Source organism: Sulfitobacter sp. PR48 (assembly GCF_028807335.1).
In the GTDB taxonomy this organism is placed as follows: Bacteria; Pseudomonadota; Alphaproteobacteria; order Rhodobacterales; family Rhodobacteraceae; genus Sulfitobacter.
In genome coordinates this window covers 239,395-263,339 of sequence record NZ_JARAMM010000006.1, presented here as the reverse complement: position 1 = coordinate 263,339, position 23,945 = coordinate 239,395, and the positions used below count along the sequence as shown (strand labels likewise).

Genomic DNA, 23,945 nt, shown 5'->3' with positions numbered 1-23,945 from the left:
CGCTGCTTCAGGCGTCAGGGATGGCCGGAATGCCTGCCAAGCGCACAGGCCAGGTCAGGAGGGCTGCCCGCCAAGACTTGCGCCGCCACAGACATACAGCACCTGACCGGTGACAAAGCTGGCATTTGTATCCAGAAAGAACCCGGCCGCGTTGGCGATGTCTTCGGGTGTGCCGATGCGCCGGACCGGCACGCCATTGGCGATTTTTTCCTGCAACTCGCCGTCCCTGGGCACGATGCCCCAGAAATTCTCGGTCAGGACCGGGCCGGGGGCGATGGCGTTGACCGTGATACCGCTGGGGGCCAGTTCAAGCGCCCAGGTGCGCATCAAACCATGCACTCCGGCCTTTGTCGCGGCATAGGCGGAGCGGGTCGGCATCCCCATCGAGGCGCGGGAAGTGATGAACAGGATGCGCCCGAACCCACGTTCCGTCATGCCCGGCAGGACAGCCTGTGTCAGCGCCATGGGGGCGGCCAGATGCAATTGCGCCAATGTCAGAACGTCATTCGGATTTGCATCGGACAACAGGGCGGGCAGGATCGCACCTGCGTTGTGGACCACGGCATCAATCGCATGATCGGCGGCAATCTCTGCTGCCACCTTGGCGGTGGCCGCCGCATTGGTCAGATCGACCGTATAGCCATACAGATTTTCCTGCCCGGCAGCGGGCATTTCCAACCCCAGCGACACGACCCTTTCGCCCCGCGCGCGCAGCAGATCGCCGATTGCGGCGCCGATGCCGGAGTTTCCCCCGGTGATCAGAGTTGTCTTCACGCGGCTTCTCCTTCGACGAGGGCGACCACGCGCAAGGGGCTGCCCGAACCGCGCTCGATCTTGAGCGGGCATGCCACGATGATCGCGCCGAAGGTCGGCAGCTTGTCCAGGTTGGTCAGGCATTGCAGGCCGAACCTGCCGTTGCCATGCAGGATCGAATGGGCGGGCAGGGGCGGATTGAATGTGCTTGCCTGTCCGGCATCGGTGCCGACCGTCTCGACCGCCAGGCCGACGCATTTGCGGTCGTGAACCAGAAACTCGACAGCGCCTGCATCCGGCCCGGGCGAATGCGCGCCGTCTTCGAGCAGATTCAGATACTCCGGCGTGCCGACCCGTTTGTACCAATCCGTGCGCAAGGCGATCCAGTGGTCCGGCGGGATGGTGCCGTGTTCCGTTTCCCAGTTTTCGAGGAAATCGCGTGTCAGGACAAAATCCGCGTCTGCCTCGGATTCCGCCGAGATGTCGATCACCACGGCAGGTGCAACAAATTCCTGCGCCGGGATGGCGTCAACCGTGTTCGATGGCAGATCCTTGCCCGTCACCCAATGCGCGGGGGCATCGAAATGGGTGCCGGTGTGTTCGTTCATCGAAATGTTGTTCCAGTACCAGGCCGGCCCGTCCGCGTCGTAGCGTGAGAGTTTTTCCATGCGGAACGGGGCGCATTGGCCGAACTCGGCCGGCAGCACGATGACCGGGAAATCCGGGCTGAGCGTGTTGGTCAGGTCGATGACGCGCACCTGGCCAGACGCCAGGGCCACCGCAAGATCCGCAAGTACGGTTTTGCTCATTTGTTTTCCTCACGAATTGTCAGAAGCGGATCGTCCTGCCAGCGGGTCAGCACATCCTTTGCGACCTCGTCGGCACAGATGGTTTCCTGCCCCTGCTGAAGGGCGGTCACGACTGCGCGCGCGATCTGGGCGGGTGCGGTTTTGGGGGGCGGCACGTTCTGATGCCAGCCGTCATCCACCGGGCCTGTCAGGACAGAGATGACACGAATGCCGGTCCGGGCCATCTCACCCCGAAGGCTTGCGAGAAGGGAAAGCCGCGCGGCGGCAGCGGCGGAGGACCCGGCAAAGCCTGCCCGGCCGGTCAGCCCGTGGATGGAGGCGATATCGACAAAGGCCGCGGCGGAGCGATCGCCATCGTCCGAGCGCCCCGAAAGGGCAGGGGCGAACCCCTGCGCCAGCCGCATTAGGCCCGTCACTTCCAGATCCAGCCCGGATTGCAGATCGTTCAGATTGCCGCCGAAACCGACGCCACCCTGGCGGGCGAACTGCGCCGTGTTCACCACGATGTCCACGCGTCCGCCCAACTGCCCCGCCAGCGCCTCAATGCTGCGGGTATCGGTCAGGCTCAGCCGGACAGGTTCGATCCCTGGGGTGGCCTCGATCCGGTCCTGACCGGGATAACGCATCAGGGGGTCGGCGTTGCCGAGGAAGACCGTCTTTGCGCCCGCCTTGAGCAGGGCTTCGGCCACTGCCTGTCCGGTTTCCGTCCGGCCATCGGTCACCAGAATGCGCCGATATTTAGGGTCGGCGGTAAAGACCCGCAATTGGGGATCGTCAGCCATATGTGGCGTCTCCTTTTCCGGCATGGCAAAGAGTGCCGGATTGCCGGATCTGTCAAGCTTCAGTTCCATTCTGACGCGGTCACCCTGACCCACATCCCCATGCAGATGCACGGTTGCCATCGGCCCCGCATCCAGCCGGGCCGAACCGACGCGCCAGGGAAGATGGTCCTTGAAGAAGAGGTCGATGGAACTGCGTATCGTGGTCTCCGCCTCGATCACTGCGCCGTCGGGCTGATCCTGCCAGCGCAATTCGCCCCAGCAGAACGGGCAGCGGTCACGCTGCGGATAGGTTGCCCGCGCGCAATCGTCACAGACCTGCAGCACAAAGCGCCCCAGACCGGCGCGCGCCGCCATCGCCGTGGCCGCGCGGCTGCGCAGGGCAGGAGGGACATGGCCCGCACGGGTGACGACCAGCGGGTCCTTGCGTTTTGGCGGTGTCAGCGGATCACTCATCGCAGCACCTCCTGCTCAAGAACGGCGGCACCGGTGCAGATGCCGCGATCATAATTCACCAGACCAAAGCCCGAGATCAGCGCGCGTCTGGCGTCGGGCACCTGATCGCCCAGGGGCGTCTGCAGGATCTGTCGCAACCCTTCGGTGACGTTCTGAAATCCGCCGGCGGCGCCGGCCTGACCCGCAGAGAGTTGCCCGCCGTTGGTATTGAGCGGCAGAGTACCAGAAATCGTGAAATCGTTGTCTGCGATGAACCGGGAAAGCTCCGGCTTTTCGCAAAACCCCAGATCGGCCAGTTGCATGGCCACGATCACCGGATAATCGTCATAAAGCTGGACCATATCCATATCCTGTGGCCCACAACCCGCCGCCGACCACAGATCGTCAATGTCGCGCGCCCAACCGCCGCGCGTCTGCACCGGGTCTTCGGGAAAGGCATTGTGCCGCTCGATCGTCGCGACCAGCCGCGCGGTGGACAGGCCCAGGTCCCGCGCTTTTTCGGGTGTAGTCACGATAAAGGCCTCGGCCCCGGCGCAGGGCATGACACAATCGAACAGATGGATCGGGTCGGAGATGGGCCGCGCCTGCATGTATTGCTCGTGGGTCAGAGGCTTTTTCATCAGCGCGAAGGGGTTGGACAGCGCATTGTCCCTTTGCGCGACGCAGAGCTTGGCAAAATCATCGCGCGAGACGCCGTATTCCCGCATGAAGTTATCGGCGATCAGCGCAAAGGTCGCATTGGGTCCGCCGAAGCCATAGGGATAGGTGGCATCCTGCGAAAAGCGCGAAAAGCCCTGCAAGGTCTGGCGGAAGCTGTCGATCTGGTTGGTGTCGGCGGCAACACAGGCCACGATGTCGGCATCGCCCATCTGAACCGCGCGGGCCGCGCGCCGCAGGGCCATGACGCCGCTGGCACCGCCGGTGGGGATGTGATCCATCCAGCGCGGGCTGAGCCCCAGATGCTGCACCATGCCGACAACCGTGTCCGGCCCGGCCGAGAAACTGGCAAAACAGAAGCCGTCGAAATCTTCTGGCCCCAGCCCGGTCTGGCGCGACAGGGCGGCCAGGGCGCTGCCGGTCCACCAATGCGCGGTCTTGTCGGAATACCGCGTATAGGGAACGGTGACCGGCGCGCAGACGACAACGCCGTCATAGGGCTTTTGCCGGGCCATCAGCTTGTGCGTTTCTTCAGGTGTCTGGTGTCGATGAAACCATCGGTTTCAAAGGTCTTCACCAACAGGTCTTTCAACTGACCCCGGAGGATTTTCTGCGTGGCGGTCAGCGGCAGATCCTCGACAAAGGCGATCCAGCCGGGGGCCTTGTAGTATGCCATCTGATCCAGCGCCCAGGTCACGATCTCTTCGGCCTTGGCGTTGTTGCCTTCGGCGGCGTCCAGAATGATGAACACGGCCACTTCGTCGCCGCGTACATCGTCGGGGGCGGCAGCGGCGGCGCAGGAGGCGATCTCGGGATGACGGTTCAGGATCGATTCCACTTCCACCGCCGAGATGTTCTCGCCCGAGCGGCGGATCACGTTCTTCTTGCGGTCGACGAAGTGCAGCGATCCGTCTTTGTCCTGCTGCACCACGTCACCGGTATGGAGCCAGCCGCCTTCCCAAAGCTCGTCGGTTGCTTCGCGGTTTTTCAGATAGCCCGAGAAGAAGCCGTAGTGCGGATTGTCCCCGGCGCGGCGCACGAGCATTTCGCCGGGTGCGCCTGGTGCCACGTCCTTGCCTGCATCGTCGACGACGCGAACTTCAACCTCCTTGGCGGGCCGCCCAAAGCAGGCGGTTCCCGTCTTGCGCGGTTCCTCATTGGCGCAGATGACCCCACCCGATCCGGTCTCGGTACAGGCCCAGGCCTCGATCAGGGGGAAACCGTAGCGTTCTTCGAAAGGGTCATGCAGCTTGGCGTCCACGCCTGCGCCAAATCCGAAACGGACATCGTGATTGCGGTCGTCTTCGGAAGGGTCGGCGCGCATCAGCATGGGCGGCATCACGCCCAGATAATGCACCACCGTCGCGCCGCTTTTGCGGACCGAAGCCCACCAGCTGCGCGGATGGAAACGGTCCAACATGATCAGGCAGCCGCCCACCGTGATCATGGCCATCACCGAAACGGCCATCGCGTTCATGTGGAAAACGGGCAGGGGGGTCAGCATCCGCTCCTCGCCCTGACGCAGGCTGATGTGGCCACCGGCACCGGCGTACCAGTCACCGGAATAGAGGTAATATTCGTTGGACAGGATGCAGCCCTTGGGCTTGCCCGTGGTCCCGGAGGTATAGAGCAAGGCACATTCCGTCGCCGTGTTCGGCGCCGCCTCTGCCGCGGCGGGCCGGATGGCCTTTGGCAACGCGCCTTCGGGTGCTGTGACAAGGGTGGGAATGCCGGCGTTTTCCACGGCGGTCTTCATCTCTTCCAGCCGGTCGGAGAGGACGATCGCCAGGATCATTTCGGAGTGTTCTGCCAGGTATTCCAGTTCCGCCAGCCGCAAGTCCGGGTTGATCGGCACGACAGAGGCACCAATCGCGTTCAGCGCCAGCCAGATCTCCAGAAACACGGGACGGTTTTCCAACAGCAGCCCGACGCGATGGCCCGCGCCATATCCGGCATCCATGAAACGGTTGCGCCAGTCCTCCACTCTTTGCGCCATCTCGTCATAGCTGATGTCGCCCTGCGGGATGCCATAGACCTGTGCCGTTTCCTCCAGCACATGCAGAAAGGGGGCATCGCCCTGCATCGCAGCGGTGCTCTTGAATCGGGTGTAAACTGTTTCGGTGTTCATGCCTGCCTCAGATAAAGAGCTGGATGTTGCTGAATGGCGCATCGAAGTTGATCAGATCAATGCGTTTCAGCTTGATCTGCAATGCCCCGTCCACCTCGACCAACTCGTGACTGACCCAGCCGGAATAGCGTTCCAGCAGGTCACCCCGCGTTTCGGTATATATGAATGAAGTGCGCAGTCTATGCACGCCCCCGTCTTCGCCCATCGAGAGGATGCGCGGCCGTTCCATCAGGTGATGGCAGCGGCTTTTGGGTTTCTGGCTGAAGGTGCGCTCACCTGCCAGACGCTCAACCCGGACGGTCAGCAGCAACCGGTCCTCATACATCAGCGAGGGCTGAAGGATCGGATCTTCCTGCTGCCATTCAAGCGGCATCCAGTAGCGTCCGTCCTTGTGAAACAGCGCCAGCCAGTCGTCCCAGCGCATCTGGTCAATCGTGGCGGCCTCGTCATAGACAAAATCGATCAGGTCATCGCGGTTCATTCTGCGGCCTCCACGGCTTGGTCCATGTTCTGAACCATGAACTTGCGCCAGGCATAGAACTGGTTGCGCATCTGGCGTTCGGATGTGCCGTTGACGACTTCCGTTGTCTCTTCGGCCTCATCATCCTCCCAGAGGCGGCGCAGGTTGACCCATTCGTTGCCGTTGGAGTGCAGACCTTCCTGCGCGCGTTCGTACATCTCCAGATCGTCGTGACCGACAATCGACGTCGGCGCGTTGATGAAGCGGTTATACATCAGGCCGCGCTCATAGAGTTTGTCGGGGGCACCCTTCAGCTTGAACACCCAGCTTTCCACCAGGGTCTTGTCGACCCCGAGCGGGATGAAGTTGCGCAGGATGCCGACCGGCCCCTTCACCATGATGTTGGGAAAATAGATCGTGTTGTGACGGATATCGCCCAGGATCTCCTGGGCGCGTTCCTTGCCATAGGCCTCGATCATCATGTCCTGATAGCCGTCCACATCCTCGTAGTCCTGGTGGATCGAGCCTGACACGCCGGTGTGGCCGTGGCCATTTGGCCAGACGCGAATGCCCGCCCCTTCATAGAACTCATAAGGGCTCATGAAAGGTGCATAAAGCTGCACGGCCATGGGGGTTTCGGTGAAGTTGTCCTTCTCGCGTTCCCAGACGCTGACCGCCGTCCCGGCAGAGCTTTCATGCGCGACCATCGGATGGCAGGTGTCAGTCTGGTTCTCGACCAGCATCTTCCAGTTGCAGGTGTGCATGTAGCGGATCGGCTGGCTGATCACCTCAAGTTCACCCTCGGGCGAGCGGTCGGCCATGTTGTCGATCGTGGACAGGGATTCGCCAAAGAACTCTTCGAAGCTGAGGCCTTCTTTCGCCAGACGCACGAAGATCAGGCCGCGGTAGATTTTCACGTTCTCGATCCGCGTCAGGCCCTTGGCCGCCTGATCCGCGTCAAATCCGGTGCCTTCGTAGCCCTTCTTCAGCGGGATCGCCAAAAGCGAACCATCGGTCTTGAACGACCAGGCGTGGTAAGGGCAGCGAAAGAATTTGCCGGTGTTGCCGCAAGGCTCTGAGGCAATCTTGACGCCCTTGTGCGGGCAGCGGTTGTGCAGCACATAGACCTGCCCGTCCCGGTGCCGGGATGCCAGAACCGGCTGGTTTCCGATCTTGGAGGTGATGAAGTCGCCGGTGTTCTTCAGCTGGCTTTCATGCCCGATGTAGATCCAGGAATTGGGAAAGAGCTGCTCCATTTCCAACTCGAAGATTTCCGCGTTCACGTAGACGTCGCGGTGAACGGCGTGGCCTTTGACCAAATCGGCGATGGCTTGGGAATTTCCGCGATAACGGTCCATGGCAGTCTCCAGTAAAGATCAGATATCAATGACAAGTTTGGGCGTTTTCGAGCGCGATACGCAGATCTGCATGACGTTGTTCGCCGCCTTTTCGCTGTCGGTCAGGATGACATCCCGGTGGTCGGGGATTCCGTCGATCACATCACATTGGCAGATCCCGCAGTCGCCGCGCTGGCAGTCGTAAAGCGGGTCGAGACCTGCTTCTTCCAGCGCCTCGATGATCGTCTTGTCGGACGGGACATGCACGATCTGGCCGGTGCTGTGGATTTCGACGTCGAATGCCGTGTCCTCCGCCGTATTGGCTGCAGCCGAAAACAGCTCGTAATGCACCCGCTCGACGGGCCAGCCCAGATCGGAGGCGACGGATTTGACCGCCTCGATCATGCCGGCCGGTCCGCAGAAGTAGACATGGGCACCATCGGGGGCCTGTCCGAGAATTTCGTTCAGATCCATCTTGCTGGGCTGATCGTCATAATGCAGATGCAGCCGGTCGCCGCAGATTTCCTGCATTTCATTCACGAAGGCGAGCGTCCCTTCGGAACGCCCGGCATAATGGGCCTCGAATGCGCGCCCTTTCGCGGCGAGTTCCGCCGCCATGGACAGGATCGGCGTGATGCCGATGCCGCCCGCGATCAGTACGGCGGGTTCAGCATGGTCGCCCAGTTCAAAATGATTGGTCGGGTTCGAGATCTGAACCCTGTCACCGGGCTTGAGCTCATGCATGAAGATCGACCCGCCCGTGCTTTGCGCCTCGCGCAGCACGCCAAGCGCCAGATGTCCGGGTTGCAGGCCCGGCAGCCGCAGCAGGGAGTACGAACGGTCACCGCCGTCGCGCAGGCTGACGCGAACATGTGCGCCCGCGGTCCACACCATGGGGATCGGCGCCGACGGCTTCACTTCGATCCGTTTTACATCTTTGGTCTCGCTCGAAACGGCGATGACTTCGTAGCCTATGGACGGCATGACGCCCCCTTAATCCCACTCTATGCTTTTGCATAGTTTTATATATAAAATAAAAAACCGTCAAGGGGTTGATTGTTGAACAGGGCACGGGATGCGTCGCGGTGGCATGCGGCCGGGCCAACCCCCTTGGTCGCCATCGGTTCATCATCATTAAATACCACCCGATGCCTGCATTCCACATCGGGATGTCAGGCACCGCAAGGAGAAAATGCGCTGTCGATCTGCAATTAACGGATGAGGGTTGCATTCAGGGTCGATCCGGAAACCCTCGAATGTTTCAATCCTAAAATCTACGCTGCGCTCAGACATCTTGTAGCGAAGCCTGCGGTGGTCGGATAAGCTCTGGACATGACATTCACCCTATCGAACATCCAGGACGACCCTGCCATGCAACTTCTGTTGCCGTCCTGGGTGACGTCCCGCCGCAGTGAATCGCTTGAGGATATGGCGTTCTTGTCCGGCAGCGCGCTGAGCTGTCTGCATCAGGTCATCAAGCAGAGTGATGTGCCGCAGGCGTTGTTGCGGGATCGCCTGGCGTTGCAGGCGGCGGAGGCCTGTATCCTGTTTTCCGGACGGCCCGAAAGGGCAGGGGAGTTGCGGGATGCCATCCACCTGCTGCGTCCCGGTGACCTGCCGGGCCCCGCAGGAGAAACCTATCTTGCCTGGCGGCGTGCGGCGGAACGACCCCTCTCTGTCAAGGCGCTGCACCGTGCCTTGCCCGAGGTGGAGGCCACACGAATCGCGGCCTGGCTGAGTGCCGGAAAGGAACGTGGCGCAGGGCAGGCGGGGCCCATCACGCGCGTGGCAAAGGTTCTGGAAGCCGTTCTGACGGAAATGCCGCGGGCTGAGGTGCCTGCATTGATCCTGGCAGATGCGGCCCTGGCGCAGGCGCTGGGATGGGATCACATCCTGCCCCTGTTCGCGTCGGGTCTGGTGCGTGTTGACCTGACCAGACGTGGCGATGCATTGCGGCTGGCCTGCCACGGCGCGGTGACCACCGCGACCCCGCAGGCCCTGCGCATGGCAGCAGATCTGTCGCGACGGGCGGCGCGGTTGAAGACGGTTGCGCCCAAATTGCGGGCCAAGACAGCGCCTGCCGCGGTCGAGGTCTTTCTGAGCCGGGATGCCGTTGCACCCTCGGCCCTGCCGATGCCGGACCGGGCCGCCCGCCGCTTCTGCGACAGGCTCGTCGATCTGGGTGCGGTGCGCGAGCTGACCGGGCGCGACACCTTTCGCCTTTACGGGGTGTAGGCGTGGCCGTTGTCCGACCTGAACCAGAGCTTGACCGCGAATTGGCCGACCTGCCGCCGGAGCTGCGCTGGCGGGAATGGATGCTGCGGATCGAGGCCGTGCTGTTTGCCAGCGCCACCCCGGTGCCAAGGCAGGATCTGGCGCGGGTGGTCGGGCAGGATGCCTCCGTCGATCTGCTGATCGGGGATCTTGCCGCGGACCTTGAGGGGCGCGCCTTCGAACTGGCGCAGGTGGCCGATGGCTGGGTGCTGCGGTCGCGGACGGCCTTTGCCCCGGCGATCCGGGCTGCGGCCGATCTGGACGATCAGCTGCTGGACCTCAGCGAATTCGATATCGCGGTGCTGGCCGCCATTGCCTATTACCAGCCCGCCACGCGCGACATGCTGAAAGACATTTTCGGCAAGGAGATCAGCCGCGATCTGATCGGGCGGCTGCATGCGCGGGGGCTGATCGGGACCGGGCCGCGCAGCCCCAGCCGGGGTGCGCCCTTTACTTTTGTCACCACGGAACACTTCCTGCTGGCCTTCGGGCTGGAAAGCCTGCGCGATCTGCCGGACCGGGAGGAATTGCAGGATGCGGGCCTGACGCAGGGGTGAAAGCGGCGGTGGTATCTCGCGGCTGATCGCTACGTCTGGCCGACATCCCCGGATGTGAACATCTCTCTGAATTGATCGCGCAGGATGTTCTTTTGAACCTTGCCCATCGTGTTGCGCGGCAGTTCGTCCATGATGACCAGTTCGCGGGGGTGCTTGAAACGGGCAAGAGACCGGCGAAGACTGTCCATGATAGCCTGCCTGTCCGGCGCGGCACCCGGGGCGGGAACAATCACGCCAAGCACGGTTTCGCCGAAATCGGGATGCGGCACGCCGATTACTGCGCTTTCCAGCACGCCAGGCTGATCATCGAGCAGCTGTTCGATTTCCTTTGGGTAGACGTTGAATCCGCCGGAAATGATCAGGTCCTTGTTGCGGCCGACGATATGGACATATCCGTCCCGGTCGACCTTGCCCAGATCACCGGTGATAAAGAAACCATCCGCGCGCAGTTCCTCTGCCGTTTTTTCCGGCATCTGCCAATACCCCTTGAAGACGTTGGGGCCGCGCACCTCGATCTGTCCGATTTCACCTTCGGGCAGGGTCGTGCCGGTCTGGGGGTCGGTGATCTTCAGCTCGATCCCCGGCAATGGATGACCCACCGTTCCGGCACGACGTTCGCCATCGTAGGGGTTCGATGTGTTCATGTTGGTTTCTGTCATGCCATAGCGTTCAAGGATGCGATGGCCGGTGAGGGCTTCGAACCTTGCATGGGTCTCGGCCAGCAGGGGGGCCGAACCTGAAATGAACAGGCGCATATGCGCGGCCAGATCATGGGTGAAACGGGCGTCCCCCAGCAGGCGGGTATAGAAGGTCGGAACACCCATCATGGTGGTTGCGCGGGGCATCCAGGCGATCATCTGGTCCAGATCGAATTTCGGCAGAAAGATCATGCTGCCGCCAGCGGCCAGCGTGATGTTGGTGGCAACAAACAATCCATGGGTGTGAAAGATCGGCAGGGCATGCAGCAGAACGTCGCTTGCCGTGAACCGCCATTCTTCCATGAGGGTCCAGGTGTTCGACAGCAGGTTGTTCTGGGTCAGCATTGCGCCCTTGGAACGCCCGGTTGTCCCGGAGGTGTAAAGGAATGCCGCGAGGTCGTCGCCCTGCCGCGCCACCGTGGCAAAGACCGTATCCATCTCGCGCGCCCGATCCATCAGACTGCCGCTGCCATCGCCGTTCAGGGTTTCGATCCTTGATCCCAGCGTGGTGGCGATCGGGGCGAGGTTTTCCGCATTGCTGCCGTCACAGACAATCAGCGACGCGCCGCTGTTTTCGATGAAATACTGCAATTCGTCGACAGTATATGCCGTGTTCAGCGGCAGAAAGATCAGCCCCGCCTGTGCGCAGGCGGCATAGAGCGCCAGAGCTTCCGGCGATTTCTCGATCTGGGCGGCGACGCGGTCGCCGGGCTTCAGCCCGATTTCCCTGGTCACATGTGCAATGCGGGAACTGGTTTCGAGGAACTGCTGATGACTGATTGTCTGACCGTCCGGAAGATGCAGGAACGGCGTCACCTTTCCCGCATGGATGCCAAAGAGACGATCATAGAGTGGATTGGCCATCAGGTTACCTTTTCCTTTGGTTGGAAACGCGGTTTGCCTCACCATGGATCGGGCGTTCTGTTTGTGGCGATGGCTGGCGGGTGGTTACACTATCCGTGCCCGTCGCGGCAACCCGCTGCTTGCCTCCGTCCCGTTGAGCGCTTTGCCTTGCGCGCCAAGGGCGAATGATCAAGATTGCGGCGACGCTTTGAAGGACAACCATGACAGCTGACGCCAATACCCGTGACATTGCCATCATCGGTGCCGGTCTGATCGGGACAGCATGGGCCGCGCTGTTTGCACATCATGGGTTCAGGGTGCGGCTTTGGGATCCTCACGCGGCGGCGCTGGACAAGGCCGTGGGTCACATCCCCGGGTTGCTGGCACAGCTTGCGCAGATCACGGAGGCGAAAGGCGGGGCCGAAAGGATCACCCGCTGCGACAGGCTTGATGATGCCGTCGCAGGTGCGACGCTGATCCAGGAGAACGCGCCAGAGAACATTCCGCTGAAGCACGCGCTTCTGGCCGAGATCGAAGAGGCCATGGCGGTGGAGGCCATCATCGCCTCCTCGACCTCGGCCTTGACCTGGTCGGAACTTGCACCGGGTTTGCGTGAGCCGGCGCGGCTGATTACGGCGCATCCGTTCAACCCGCCGCACCTGGTCCAGCTGGTTGAACTCTTTGGTGCCGATGACGCGCGTCTCGACAGGGCCGAGGCGATTTACCGTGCTGCCGACCGCATGCCGGTCAGGCTGCGGAAGGATGCCACCGGACATATTGCCAACAGGCTCGCCTCTGCCCTGTGGCGCGAGGCTGTCTTCATGGTGCAGGAAGGTATCGCGGATGTCGAAGCCATAGATGCGGCGCTTGTCAACGGACCTGGCCTGCGCTGGTCCGTGCTGGGCGCACATATGGCGTATCATCTTGGTGGCGGCGCGCAGGGCATGGCCGGATATCTGGCGCATCTCGGACCCAGCCAGGAGCGCCGCTGGGCCGCGCTGGGGGCACCGGTTCTCAGCCCTGAGGTCTGCGCGGCGCTGATCGAAGGCGTGGAAACTGCCGCAGGGGGGCGCAGCATTGCCGAGCTGGAGCAGGACCGCGATGCGGCGCTGATCGCCCTTCTGCGTGCCAGGGCAATGAAGGACTGAGGGTCAGCCGATCACCTGCGGATCACGCGGCAACTGGGTGAGGGACCGGGCGCCGTCTTCGGTGACCAGCACGTCATCCTCGATACGGACACCCAGCACGCCGGGGCGATAAAGGCCCGGTTCGATGGTGATGACCATACCCGCCTCCAGCGGTGCATGGTTGCCCCGCATCAGTTGCGGCGCTTCGTGGATGTCGAGCCCCAGTCCGTGACCGAGCTTGTGCCGGATATCCGCCGCGAAACCCGCGTCCCTCAGCGCCTGTTGCACGGCTGTGTCCAGATCATGCGGGGTCACGCCGGGTGCTGTCATGTGGCGGCCCAGGCGGTTTGCTTCTTGCACGGCCTCATAGAATGCGCGGTGTTCCTGCGGGATTTCCTCGCAGAAATAGGTGCGGGTGATGTCCGCGCTGTAACCGTTCAGGGTTGCGCCGAAGTCGAAAAGCAAGGTGTCACCGCGTTTCAGCCGGCGGTCGGATGACGGCACACCATGGCAATCCGCCGCCGCCGGACCGGCCAGCACGATCAGGTCGAATGCGGCCCCATCTGCCCCTCTTTCCAGCATGTTGATCAGCAGCCTGGAGCGGATTTCCGTCTCTGTCAGCCCCGCACCGATCTGCTTCAGGGTCGCGACCAGCGCATCTTCACTGATCTGCACCGCCTTTTCGATGGCGGCGATTTCCGAGGCGTCCTTGTTCAGCCGCAGCGGCAGCAACATGTCTGTCCCGTCTTCCGGTGCCGTGCCAAAGGCGCGGGCAAGGGCCGACGCCTCGAAATGGCGCATGCGGCCGCCCTCTACCGCGAGGCGGGTCAGCCCGGTTTGCCGCGCAAGCTGGGCCAGCGCATCGGCATAGCCGTCGGCATCCTGCCAGAAGACGGTCCGGGCCTGCGGCATCCGGGCGGTCCACATGTCCTTTTCCAGCGCGGGAATTGCGGCGTGAACCTCGCCTGACGCCGTGACGATCAGGATCGTGGGCCGTTCCATCAGGCCCAGCCGCACGCCGGTCAGGTAGAAAAAGTTCGGACCCGGCACCATCGCAATGGCCGGACAGTCATGGCGTTGCAAAATGGCGGCGAGTTTGTGAATCCGGGCGTCAAAGTTCATCGGGGCTTCCGTGGATCAGGATGTTCGGTGCGATGCGCCCGAACCTCGCGTATCTTGAAACGGATGCCAAGCCCTGCAACGGGATTGCTTGCGTCGCGCCCGAACGCGGGGGTTCAGGGACAGCGCGGCGGAGGTCCGGCATGCGGTCTGTTTGATGTGAGATGCCAGACCGGGCGGGGCGCTTGTGGCGGCCCGCCCCGGTGGATCAGTCGAGCGGCAGGCCGACGTAGTTTTCTGCAATGGCGCGTGATGCGGCCTCTGAGCTGCGAAGATAATCGAACTCGGCCCGCTGCATGCGTTTTTCGAATTCCGAATTCTCGGGGAACTGGTGCATCAGCGTGGACAGCTGCCAGGAGAACCGTTCGACCTTCCAGACCCGCCGCAGCACGGTTTCGGAGTAGCTGTCGATGAGACTGTCGTTGTTGTCCTTGTAATGTGCCACCAGCGCACGGTGCAGGATGCGAACATCGGCAGCGGCAAGGTTCAGGCCCTTGGCCCCGGTCGGCGGTACGATATGGGCGGAATCGCCAGCCAGGAACAGATTGCCATAGCGCATCGGTTCGGCCACGAAAGACCGCAGCGGCGCGATGCTTTTCTCGAATGACGGGCCGGTTTGCAGGTTGGCTGCAGTTTCCGGGCCAAGGCGCGTGGCGAATTCCTCCCAGAAGCGGTCATCGGACCATTGCGCCACATCGTCGTTCACATCGCATTGAATGTAGTACCGGCTCCGGGTGTTGGACCGCATGGAGGCCAGCGCAAAGCCGCGTTCGTGGTTGGCATAGATCAGTTCATGCGCGAGGGGCGGCTTTTCCACCAGGATGCCGAGCCAGCCAAAGGGATAGACCCGCTCGAACGTTTTCAGCACGTCAGCCGGGATCGCCTGGCGGGAGACACCATGAAATCCGTCACAGCCTGCGATATAGTCACATTCGACAACAATTTTTGCGCCGTCATGGGTGAAATGGACGGAAGGTCGGTCAGACTTGAGGTCGGTCGGCACCACGTCATCGACATTGAAAAAGAACTGTTGCCCCTCGGCCGTGCGTTTGTCGAACAGGTCCTTGGTCATTTCGGTCTGGCCATAGACCATCACCGTCTTGCCCGTCAGCCCGGCAAGGTCAATCCGGTGCCGGTCGCCGTCAAAGGCCAGCTCAAACCCGTCGTGCGGCAGCCCTTCGCGGTGCAGGCGCTCGGCGGCACCGGCTTCTTCCAGAGCCTGGACTGTCCCTTGTTCCAGCACGCCGGCGCGGATGCGCCCTTCGATATAGACGCGGTCCTTTCGGTCGAGCACGACAGTGTCGATCCCGGCATTGGCCAGCAGCTGCGACAACAACAATCCGGCGGGACCGGAGCCAATGATACAGACGGATGTTTTGATGGTACGGGTCATCGCGCGGCCTTTGTTGTTTCATCAAAAAGCCGATCAGGCGCGGCCTTATCCGGGCAATCATAACGCAAATTGCAGGGCGCCGAATGGACAGCAGCAACCAATTTTTGTACTATCCGATCAAAGTGGCGCTGATAGGGGCGGAAAAGCTCCGGAAAAGGTAGTTTCCTTGCCAGATACCGTTCCGACATATGAACTTTATGGTGAATATCTGGCGGGTACCCGCGCGGATCCGGTGCATCATGAGACCATCGTAGAACGCAGTATGAAACATGACTGGAACATCCGGCTGCACCGCCACTCTAGGCTTGCGCAGGTTTTCCTGTTCCAGACGCCGGGTGTGTTCACGCGCCTTGGCGATATGGATTTTCGCAGCGCCGGGCCGGTGATCCTGGTGGTCCCGCCGGGTCTGGCGCATGGGTTCCGGTTTCCCCCGGACATCGAAGGCGATGTGATCAGCCTGCGACTGGCCCTGTTGGATGACGACAATATCGCGCGAATCCGGCGGTTTGCCGATACCGGTGGTGCGGTGCTGCCCGAACCGGATGCCCCCCATTTCGCGGTGATAGACATGCTGATGGGCCAGTTGCGCGAGGCCCTGCGCAACTTCGGGACCGGGCGCGCGGTCTTGCTTGAAACACTGATCCGTCTGATGCTGATCTATCTTGAGAGCGACCGGAGCGAGGCGCGTCCTTTAGGGACATTGCCTGCGCGGCAGGAACAGACATTGCATGAAAAGCAGGCGCAGGCATTTTGTGCGGCGGTCGAGGAACATTTTGCGAGTGCGATGACGCTTGGCGCCTATGCCCGCGAAATCGGAGTCTCGACCGCACATCTCAATCGCCTGTGCCGCCGCATCCTTGGCGCTACCCCCAATTCAGTGATCCGCCAGCGCCGTCTGGTCGAGGCAAAGCATCTGCTGGAATTCACCCGTCATTCCATGGCTGACATCGCCGCGCGCGCAGGCTTTGCCGATGCCGGCTATTTCAGCCGCACCTTCAAGTCGGACACCGGGCTGACGCCGGGCATGTACCGGAGGCAACAGGACAACGGATAGCCGAAGTTCCACTGCCAAGCGCTGTGCGGGGGCGGCAGATGGCGGCCGCCGCGCGCCCTCCGCAGTTCGGGGTTGCCAATCAGACCTGACTGGAAAACACTGTCGGAATAGAAAAATATCGGGAGTTCATAATGACCAAGACGCTTACACTGATGTCCACGGCATTGCTTTTGTCCACAACCGCGCTGGCCCAGGCCGAGACGCTGAGATGGGCGCGGTCCGGCGATGCGCTGACCCTCGACCCCCATGCCCAGAACGAAGGGCCGACACATACGATCCGGCACCAGATTTACGAGCCGCTGCTCATCCGCGACACCACCGGCGCGTTCGAGCCTGCCCTGGCCACCGAATGGGCGCCCAAGGAGGACGATCCGAACGTCTGGGTCTTCAAGCTGCGCGAAGGGGTCAAGTTCCACGACGGCGCTGATTTCACGGCTGAGGATGTCGTGTTCAGCTTTAATCGCGCCATGACCGAGAATTCGGACATGAAAGAGCTGATCAACTCCATCACCGAGGTCCGCGCAGTGGACGATTACACGGTCGAGATGGTCACGGATGGGCCGAACCCGATCCTGCCGTCCAACCTGACCAACCTGTTCGTCATGGACAAGGACTGGACCGAGGCGAACAACACCGTTGATGTGCAGGACTTCGAGGGCGGCGAACTGACCTATGCCACCACCAACACCAACGGCACCGGCCCCTACAAGCTGGTAAGCCGGGAGCAGGACGTAAAGACGGTCATGTCACTGAACGAGGACTACTGGGGCAAGGACCAGTTCCCGCTGGAAGTGACGGAAATTGTCTATACGCCGATCCAGAACGCCGCGACCCGCGTTGCCGCCCTGTTGTCGGGTGAGGTGGATTTCCTTCAGGATATGCCGGTGCAGGATCTTGAGCGCGTCAACAGCGCCGACGGCCTCGTGGTCAAGCAGGCCCCGCAGAACCGGGTGATCTTCTTTGGCATGAACATGGGCGCGGACGATATCGAGGCCGACAACGTCGAAGGCAAGAACCCGCTGGCCGACGTGCGCGTGCGCAAGGCGATGTCGATGGCAATCAACCGCGACGCCATCCAGCAGGTGGTGATGCGCGGGCAATCCCAGCCCGCCGGCATGATCGCACCGCCCTTCGTCAACGGCTGGACCGAGGAAATGGACGCGGAATCCAAGACCGACATCGAAGGTGCCAAGGCATTGATGGAAGAGGCCGGCTATGCCGACGGTTTCTCGATCCGTCTCGATTGCCCGAATGACCGCTATGTCAACGACGAGGCGATTTGCCAGGCTGCTGTCGGCATGCTGGGCCAGATCGGCGTGCGCGTTAATCTGGATGCCAAGCCCAAGGCGCAGCACTTCCCGCTGATCACCGACGGCAAGACCGACTTTTACATGTTGGGCTGGGGTGTGCCGACCTACGATTCCGAATATATCTTCAACTTCCTGGTGCACGGGCGTGAAGGGGATATCGGCACCTGGAACGGCACCGGCTATGACAACGACGATCTGGATGCCAAGATCAAGAGCCTCGCCTCCAACACCGATCTGGAAGCCCGGAATGCCGACATCGCCGAGATCTGGCGGGTTGTGCAGGACGAGACGCTCTATATCCCGATCCACCACCAGGTATTGAACTGGGGCATGACGGAGGGTGTCGGGATCGAGGTCGATCCCGAGGACCAGCCCAAGGTCAAGTATTTCACGATGAACTGAATCTAGCGTTTCTCGAAACGCTATAGCGTGACAAACGACAAGGGGGCGGTGCCGGGGTGCCGCCCCTTTTTTGTGCCCCTGTCTTTTGACACCGGGCGGGCGGGACTTGTCCCATGACACCTTTGTGAGCCCGGCAGGTTCCGATTGCTTCTGTCGTCGCAGTCGTTAGCCTGACTGTTGCCATCCATGCCCGAAAGGAACCCGCCATGCTGAGACTGACCACGGCGCTTGCGCTTTGCCTGGGCATGACTGCCCCCGCCATGGCCAAGGAATTCACCTGGGCCGAAACCACCGATCCGCAGACGATGGACCCCCATGCGGTCAATTCCGCTGCGGTGCTGGGTTTTCTCAACAACGTCTATGAGGGCCTTGTGCGCCGCAACAAGGAGATGGAGATCGAGCCTGCCCTGGCCACCTCATGGGAGCCCATCGGCGCGGGCGATGGCTGGCGCTTTCACCTGCGGGAGGGTGTCAAGTTTCACGATGGCAGTGATTTCACGGCTGAGGACGTTTTGTTTTCCTACGAACGCGCCAGTTCCGAACAGGCTGATACCTCAAGCTGGTTCGCGCCGGTGTCCGAGGTCAGGGTCGTCGATGATTATACCGTCGACATCATGACCACCTCGCCCAATCCGATCTTTCCCGACAGCATCGCCAACTGGATGATCCTCGACAGTGGCTGGGCAGCAGCGCATGATACGGGCCGCCCCGACAAGGAAAACGGCAACTTCGCGACGCTGAACACCAATGGCACCGGCGCCTTCCGTGTCACTGCGCGCGAACCGGGTCTGCGTACCGTGCTGGAACCCTTCGTCGGCTGGTGGGACGAGGCTGCGCATAACATCACCCGGGCGGAACTGACGCCGATCCAGAACCCGGCGACCGCCGTGGCGGCGCTTTTGTCGGGGGACATCGACTTTATCAACCCGGTGCCGATCCAGGATACTGAAAGGCTGAAGCAGAACCCGGATGTGAAAGTGATCCAGGGGATCGAGGCGCGGGTCATGATGCTGGGCTTCCCGCATGAGGCCGACAGGCTGAAATTCTCGACCGAAACGACGGATAAGAACCCCTTTGGCGATGTGCGGGTGCGCCAGGCGGTGGCCCATGCCATCAACGTGCCAGCCATCCTGCAAACCATCATGCGCGGCAATGCCGAGGAGGCCAGCCAATTGGTCAGCGCGGCGATGCGCGGCTATAGCGATGAACTGGCGCCCCGGCCGGTCTACAACCCCGATCAGGCCCGCGCATTGCTGTCCGAGGCTGGCTACCCCGACGGCTTTTCCTTTGGGCTGAAATGCACCAACGACCGCTACCTGAACGACGAATCCGTCTGCCAGGCGGTCACCGGGATGCTGGCGCAGGTGGGGTTGCGGGCAACATTGGATGCGATGCCGGTACAGAACTACTGGCCCGAATTGCGTGCCGACAATTATGACATGTTCCTGCTGGGCTGGTCCCCGGGCACCTTCGACGCCGAACATCCGATCCGGTTCTTGGTTGCCACGCCGGACGAAGAAGCCAAACTGGGGTCATGGAACTTTGGCGGCTATTCCAGCGCGCGGGTGGACGCATTGCTGCCGCTGATCCAGTCCGAGATTGACGAGCCGAAACGGCAGGCGATGCTGGACGAGGTCGCGGGGATCCTGCAGGAAGAAATGGCCTATGTGCCGCTATATGTTCAGCCGCTGATCTGGGGTGCGCAGGCGAATGTCGAGCTGACCCAGCGGCCTGACAACTTCTTTATCCTGCGCTGGGTGACAGTGAACTGAACAGGCAGGGCCGGAATGTCGTCTTGCCAGACAGAGCGGGGTTGCGTATTCCGGCAAATTCCCGGCTTCCGCCGTGTAATCCTTGACCTCCGGCTTTACAGATAGTCCACTCGATCAATGCTTGCTTTCATCATCCAACGTATCGCGCAATCCGCCCTCGTCCTGTTGGTCGTGGGGTTGGTGGCCTTTTCGATGTTCAGCTTCGTCGGGGACCCCATCGACAACATGCTGGGTCAGGAGCGCACCCAGGCCGACATCGACCGGTTGCGCGGCCAGCTGGGTCTCGACCAGCCGTTCCCGGTGCAATACGTCAAGTTTCTCGGCAACGCCGTGCAAGGCAACTTTGGCATCAGCTACCGGCAGGGGCGGCCCGTGGCCGACATCCTGCTTGAACGCGCCCCGGCCACATTGGAACTGGCGGCAGTCTCGGGCTTTCTCGCCATTTTCATGGGCATCGGGCTGGGCGTCTTCACCGCCATCCGCAGAGAGGGGTTTGCCGCCAATGCGATCATGTCGCTGTCGCTGATCGGGGTCTCCCTGCCGACCTTCCTGATCGGGATATTGCTGATCTACCTGTTCTCCGTCGAACTGGGCTGGCTGCCCAGCTTCGGGCGCGGCGAAACGGTGCGGGTGGGTGGCTGGACCACCGGGTTCCTCACCGAATCCGGGCTCAAGGCGCTGATCCTGCCCTCGATCACGCTGGGCCTTTACCAGATGACACTGATCATGCGCCTGGTGCGCTCCGAGATGCTGGAGGTGCTGCGCCAGGACTATATCCGTTTTGCCCGTGCGCGGGGGCTGCGGGAGCGGGCGGTGAACTTTCGCCACGCGCTGAAGAACACGTTGGTGCCGGTGATCACGGTCACCGGCCTGCAGCTGGGCAGCATCATCGCCTTTGCCATCATCACCGAGACCGTTTTCCAGTGGCCGGGCGTCGGCCTGCTGTTCATCAACGCGATCCAGTTCGTCGATATCCCGGTGATGGCCGCATATCTGATGCTGATTTCCGTCATGTTTGTGGGCATCAACCTGATTGTGGACCTGCTGTATTTCTCCATTGATCCCCGCCTGCGGGCGGACCGGACAAAGGCGCATTGAGATGACGGACAGGCAAGTACCCCCCGATATGCCCATCGTGGTCAAAGACCCGTCGCGGCTGAGCATCGCCCTGCAAAGCGATTTTTTCTACACGTTCAAACGCTCACCCGTGGCGATCATCAGCTTTGCCGTGGTGGTGATCATGGTGCTTGCCGCCATTTTTGCCCCGCTGGTGGCACCTTACAATCCATTCGATCCGGCATCGCTGAACCTGATGAACGGCTTTTCCCGGCCAATGACGCCGAATGCCTTTACCGGCGATACATTCTGGCTGGGCACGGATGATCAGGGCCGCGACGTGTTTTCGACGATCCTTTACGGGATGCGCATTTCGCTTTTTGTCGGGGCCGCAGCGGTGCTGTTTGCCATGATCCTCGGCATCACGCTTGGCCTGCTGGCGGGTTATGTCGGCGGCTGGACAGAGACAATCATCATGCGCATTGCGGATGTGCAGCTTACCTTTCCGGCGATCCTGGTCGCGATGCTGATCTTTGGCATCGCCAAGGGGGTCACCCCGGTGGAGAACCGCGACCAGATGGCGATCTGGGTGCTGATCATCGCCATCGGCCTGTCCGATTGGGTGCAGTTTGCCCGCGTGGTGCGGGGCGCCACGCTGGTGGAGAAGAACAAGGAATACGTGCAGGCCGCCCGGCTTATCGGGCGGCGGTCGCCCGCGATCATGGTGCGACACATCCTGCCGAACGTGCTCTCGCCGGTGCTGGTGATCGCCACGATCTCATTGGCGTTGGCGATCATCGCCGAGGCGACGCTCAGCTTTCTGGGCGTTGGCGCGCCGCCCACGCAACCTTCGCTCGGCACGCTCATTCGCATCGGACAAGGCTTCCTGTTCTCCGGTGAATGGTGGATCCTGTTGTTCCCGGCGGTCACATTGCTGGCGCTGGCGCTGTCGGTGAACCTGCTGGGCGACTGGCTGCGCGACGCGCTGAACCCGAGGTTGCGGTGATGAGCAAACCCATTCTTTCCATCCGCGACCTCACGGTCGAAATTCCCACCCGCCACGGGATCCTGAGGCCCGTGGACGGGATCAGCTATGACATCGGCCGGGGCGAGGTGTTGGGCATCGTCGGTGAATCCGGCGCGGGGAAATCCATGGCGGGCAATGCGGTGATCGGCCTGCTGTCGCCGCCCGCGCGCATCGCCAAAGGGGAGATCCACGTGGGCGGCACCCGGATCGATCACCTCAAGGGGGACGCCATGCGCCGCCTGCGGGGCAAGGAAATCGGGATGGTGTTTCAGGACCCGCTGACCTCGCTCAACCCGCTTTTGCGCATCGGCGATCAGTTGACGGAAACCATCCTGGCCCACCTAGACGTGTCGCGCAGCGAAGCGGAAAAACGCGCCGTCGCGGCACTGGATGAAGTCGGCATTCCCGGCGCGCGGGAGCGGATCAATTCCTATCCCCATGAATTCTCCGGCGGGATGCGGCAAAGGGTGGTGATCGCCCTGGCGCTTTGTGCGGAGCCGTCGCTGATCATCGCGGATGAGCCGACAACCGCGCTGGATGTGTCGGTGCAGGCGCAGATCATCGCGCTGTTGAAATCGCTTTGCCGCGAACGGGGCACGGCCGTCATGCTGATCACCCACGACATGGGTGTCATAGCCGAGGCGGCGGACCGCGTGGCGGTGATGTATGCGGGCAAGCTGGCCGAGCTTGGCCCGGTGCGCGACGTGCTGACCACGCCGCGCCACCCCTATACCGACGGGCTGATGGGGTCGACGCCGCTGGCCTCGCGCGGGAAGGCACGGTTGCACCAGATCCCCGGTGCGATGCCCCGGCTGGATGCGCTGCCGACGGGCTGCGCCTTTCATCCCCGCTGCCCCTATGCACAGGACAAATGCAGCGCCGATCCTGGCCCGGATCTGGCCGACGGCAATGGCGCCGCATGCTGGTTTCCGCTGCCCCATGACGCAAAGGTGGCATGATGGCACTGGTATCGGTTGCAAATCTGACCCGTATCTTCGACGTATCCAAACCCTGGCTCAACCGGCTGGTGGAGCGTCGAAAGAAGGCGTTTCTGACCGCCGTCAGCGATGTCAGCTTCGACATCGAGGAACGCAGCGTCTATGCGCTGGTGGGCGAAAGCGGCTCGGGGAAATCGACCATCGGCAAGATCCTCGTGGGTCTGCTGCCGCCCACCGAAGGGTCGGTCAAGATCCGCGATGTGGACCTGGCCCGCGAACGCGATGCCGCCCGCGTGGATGCGGTGCGCGCCGATATCCAGATGATCTTTCAGGACCCATATGCCTCGCTCAATCCGCGCTGGCGGGTGCGCGACATCATCGTCGAACCCGTCGCGGCGCGCGGGGGCGAGACCAGGGGCATGGCGGAAAAGCTGCTGGAGCAGGTGGGGCTTTCGGCCCGGGACGCGGGCAAGTTTCCGCATGAGTTTTCCGGCGGGCAACGCCAGCGCATCTGTATCGCCCGGGCGCTGGCGTCAGAGCCCAGGCTGATTGTCTGTGATGAGCCGACCTCGGCGCTCGACGTGTCGGTGCAGGCGCAGGTGTTGAACCTGATGAGCGATCTCAAGGACGATCTGGGGCTGACATATCTGTTCATCAGTCACGACCTGACCGTGGTGCAGCATATCTCCGACAAGGTCGGGGTGCTCTATCTGGGCCGATTGGTGGAAGAGGCGGCACCGGACGAACTGTTCGACGACCCCAAACATCCCTATACCCAGATGCTGCTGGAGGCCGCGCCCAAACTGGGTGAATTCGGACGCGAGGTTGATCCGCCCAAGGGAGAGATCCCCGATCCGATCAACCCGCCGCCGGGCTGCGCCTATCACCCGCGCTGCCCGCTGGCAGAGGACATCTGTCGCAAGGAACGGCCCGAAATGCGCGCCCTGCGCGGCGCGCGGGTTGCCTGCCACATGGCCGAGTAGGAGCCTGACCCTA

The 23,945-nt window shown here is 62.1% G+C and carries 21 protein-coding genes; 10 read left to right on the top strand and 11 right to left on the bottom strand.

The annotated features are described in order from the left end of the window. Nucleotides 1-54 precede the first annotated feature (54 nt). From PVW51_RS10495 to PVW51_RS10460, 8 genes are read right to left on the bottom strand one after another with little or no spacing between them, the layout of a single operon-like run. On the bottom strand, nt 55-774 hold the full coding sequence (locus PVW51_RS10495) for an SDR family NAD(P)-dependent oxidoreductase (RefSeq protein WP_274574986.1): 720 nt from the start codon (nt 772-774) through the stop codon (nt 55-57). Next, nucleotides 771-1,562, bottom strand: coding sequence for a cyclase family protein (locus PVW51_RS10490; protein WP_274574985.1), 792 nt, complete (start codon nt 1,560-1,562; stop codon nt 771-773). The genes PVW51_RS10495 and PVW51_RS10490 overlap by 4 nt, the downstream gene beginning before the upstream one ends. After that, nucleotides 1,559-2,797, bottom strand: a complete 1,239-nt coding sequence (locus PVW51_RS10485; RefSeq protein WP_274574983.1) for an SDR family NAD(P)-dependent oxidoreductase — start codon at nt 2,795-2,797, stop codon at nt 1,559-1,561. Before PVW51_RS10485 ends, PVW51_RS10490 begins: the two co-directional genes overlap by 4 nt. Next, on the bottom strand, nt 2,794-3,969 hold the full coding sequence (locus tag PVW51_RS10480) for a thiolase family protein (protein ID WP_274574980.1): 1,176 nt from the start codon (nt 3,967-3,969) through the stop codon (nt 2,794-2,796). The genes PVW51_RS10485 and PVW51_RS10480 overlap by 4 nt, the downstream gene beginning before the upstream one ends. Then, on the bottom strand, nt 3,969-5,582 hold the full coding sequence (locus PVW51_RS10475; protein WP_274574979.1) for an AMP-binding protein: 1,614 nt from the start codon (nt 5,580-5,582) through the stop codon (nt 3,969-3,971). The genes PVW51_RS10480 and PVW51_RS10475 overlap by 1 nt, the downstream gene beginning before the upstream one ends. Before the next feature lie 7 nt (nt 5,583-5,589). Then, nucleotides 5,590-6,063 carry an aromatic-ring-hydroxylating dioxygenase subunit beta gene (locus PVW51_RS10470; protein WP_114272927.1) on the bottom strand — a complete coding sequence of 158 codons (474 nt, stop codon included), beginning with the start codon at nt 6,061-6,063 and terminating at the stop codon, nt 5,590-5,592. Then, the gene (locus tag PVW51_RS10465; protein WP_274574978.1) at nt 6,060-7,400 is read right to left on the bottom strand and encodes an aromatic ring-hydroxylating dioxygenase subunit alpha; all 1,341 of its coding nucleotides are present in this window, start codon (nt 7,398-7,400) and stop codon (nt 6,060-6,062) included. The genes PVW51_RS10470 and PVW51_RS10465 overlap by 4 nt, the downstream gene beginning before the upstream one ends. Before the next feature lie 18 nt (nt 7,401-7,418). Next, entirely contained in the window at nt 7,419-8,363 is a 945-nt protein-coding gene (locus PVW51_RS10460) for a PDR/VanB family oxidoreductase (protein WP_274574977.1), read from the bottom strand. A 348-nt stretch (nt 8,364-8,711) separates the two neighbouring features. On the opposite strand from PVW51_RS10460, the gene PVW51_RS10455 reads away from it, so the two are divergent. After that, nucleotides 8,712-9,614, top strand: coding sequence for a DUF1403 family protein (locus tag PVW51_RS10455; RefSeq protein WP_274574976.1), 903 nt, complete (start codon nt 8,712-8,714; stop codon nt 9,612-9,614). Between the two features lie 2 nt (nt 9,615-9,616). Then, nucleotides 9,617-10,210 (top strand): SMC-Scp complex subunit ScpB, encoded by a 594-nt coding sequence (scpB, locus tag PVW51_RS10450; protein WP_274574975.1) that lies wholly within the window; start codon nt 9,617-9,619, stop codon nt 10,208-10,210. 29 nt (nt 10,211-10,239) lie between these two features. Here the strand turns inward: scpB and PVW51_RS10445 are convergent, their stop codons facing one another. Beyond that, a complete protein-coding gene (locus PVW51_RS10445; protein ID WP_274574973.1) occupies nt 10,240-11,772 on the bottom strand; it encodes a malonate--CoA ligase in 1,533 nt (510 codons plus the stop codon). Nucleotides 11,773-11,972: 200 nt separating this feature from the next. Here PVW51_RS10445 and PVW51_RS10440 point away from each other — a divergent pair, with 200 nt between their 5' ends. After that, nucleotides 11,973-12,899, top strand: a complete 927-nt coding sequence (locus tag PVW51_RS10440) for a 3-hydroxyacyl-CoA dehydrogenase NAD-binding domain-containing protein (RefSeq protein WP_274574972.1) — start codon at nt 11,973-11,975, stop codon at nt 12,897-12,899. 3 nt (nt 12,900-12,902) lie between these two features. Here PVW51_RS10440 and PVW51_RS10435 read toward each other — a convergent pair whose 3' ends face one another. Further along, nucleotides 12,903-14,000, bottom strand: coding sequence for a M24 family metallopeptidase (locus tag PVW51_RS10435; RefSeq protein WP_274574971.1), 1,098 nt, complete (start codon nt 13,998-14,000; stop codon nt 12,903-12,905). Nucleotides 14,001-14,205: 205 nt separating this feature from the next. Then, entirely contained in the window at nt 14,206-15,390 is a 1,185-nt protein-coding gene (pobA, locus tag PVW51_RS10430; RefSeq protein WP_274574970.1) for a 4-hydroxybenzoate 3-monooxygenase, read from the bottom strand. A gap of 166 nt (nt 15,391-15,556) precedes the next feature. Between pobA and PVW51_RS10425 the strand changes: the two genes are divergently transcribed. The 7 genes from PVW51_RS10425 to PVW51_RS10395 all read left to right on the top strand — a co-directional run bounded on the left by PVW51_RS10425 (nt 15,557) and on the right by PVW51_RS10395 (nt 23,932). Next, nucleotides 15,557-16,444, top strand: a complete 888-nt coding sequence (locus PVW51_RS10425) for a helix-turn-helix domain-containing protein (protein WP_269365367.1) — start codon at nt 15,557-15,559, stop codon at nt 16,442-16,444. Nucleotides 16,445-16,575: 131 nt separating this feature from the next. After that, nucleotides 16,576-18,156, top strand: a complete 1,581-nt coding sequence (locus PVW51_RS10420) for an ABC transporter substrate-binding protein (protein WP_274574968.1) — start codon at nt 16,576-16,578, stop codon at nt 18,154-18,156. A 206-nt stretch (nt 18,157-18,362) separates the two neighbouring features. Beyond that, nucleotides 18,363-19,928, top strand: a complete 1,566-nt coding sequence (locus PVW51_RS10415; protein ID WP_274574967.1) for an ABC transporter substrate-binding protein — start codon at nt 18,363-18,365, stop codon at nt 19,926-19,928. Between the two features lie 117 nt (nt 19,929-20,045). Continuing rightward, nucleotides 20,046-21,026, top strand: coding sequence for an ABC transporter permease (locus tag PVW51_RS10410; protein WP_114272937.1), 981 nt, complete (start codon nt 20,046-20,048; stop codon nt 21,024-21,026). 1 nt (nt 21,027) lies between these two features. Beyond that, entirely contained in the window at nt 21,028-21,990 is a 963-nt protein-coding gene (locus tag PVW51_RS10405) for an ABC transporter permease (RefSeq protein ID WP_443287880.1), read from the top strand. Then, entirely contained in the window at nt 21,990-22,970 is a 981-nt protein-coding gene (locus PVW51_RS10400; protein ID WP_274574965.1) for an ABC transporter ATP-binding protein, read from the top strand. The genes PVW51_RS10405 and PVW51_RS10400 overlap by 1 nt, the downstream gene beginning before the upstream one ends. Beyond that, nucleotides 22,970-23,932, top strand: a complete 963-nt coding sequence (locus PVW51_RS10395; RefSeq protein ID WP_274574964.1) for an ABC transporter ATP-binding protein — start codon at nt 22,970-22,972, stop codon at nt 23,930-23,932. Before PVW51_RS10400 ends, PVW51_RS10395 begins: the two co-directional genes overlap by 1 nt. Nucleotides 23,933-23,945 lie beyond the last annotated feature (13 nt).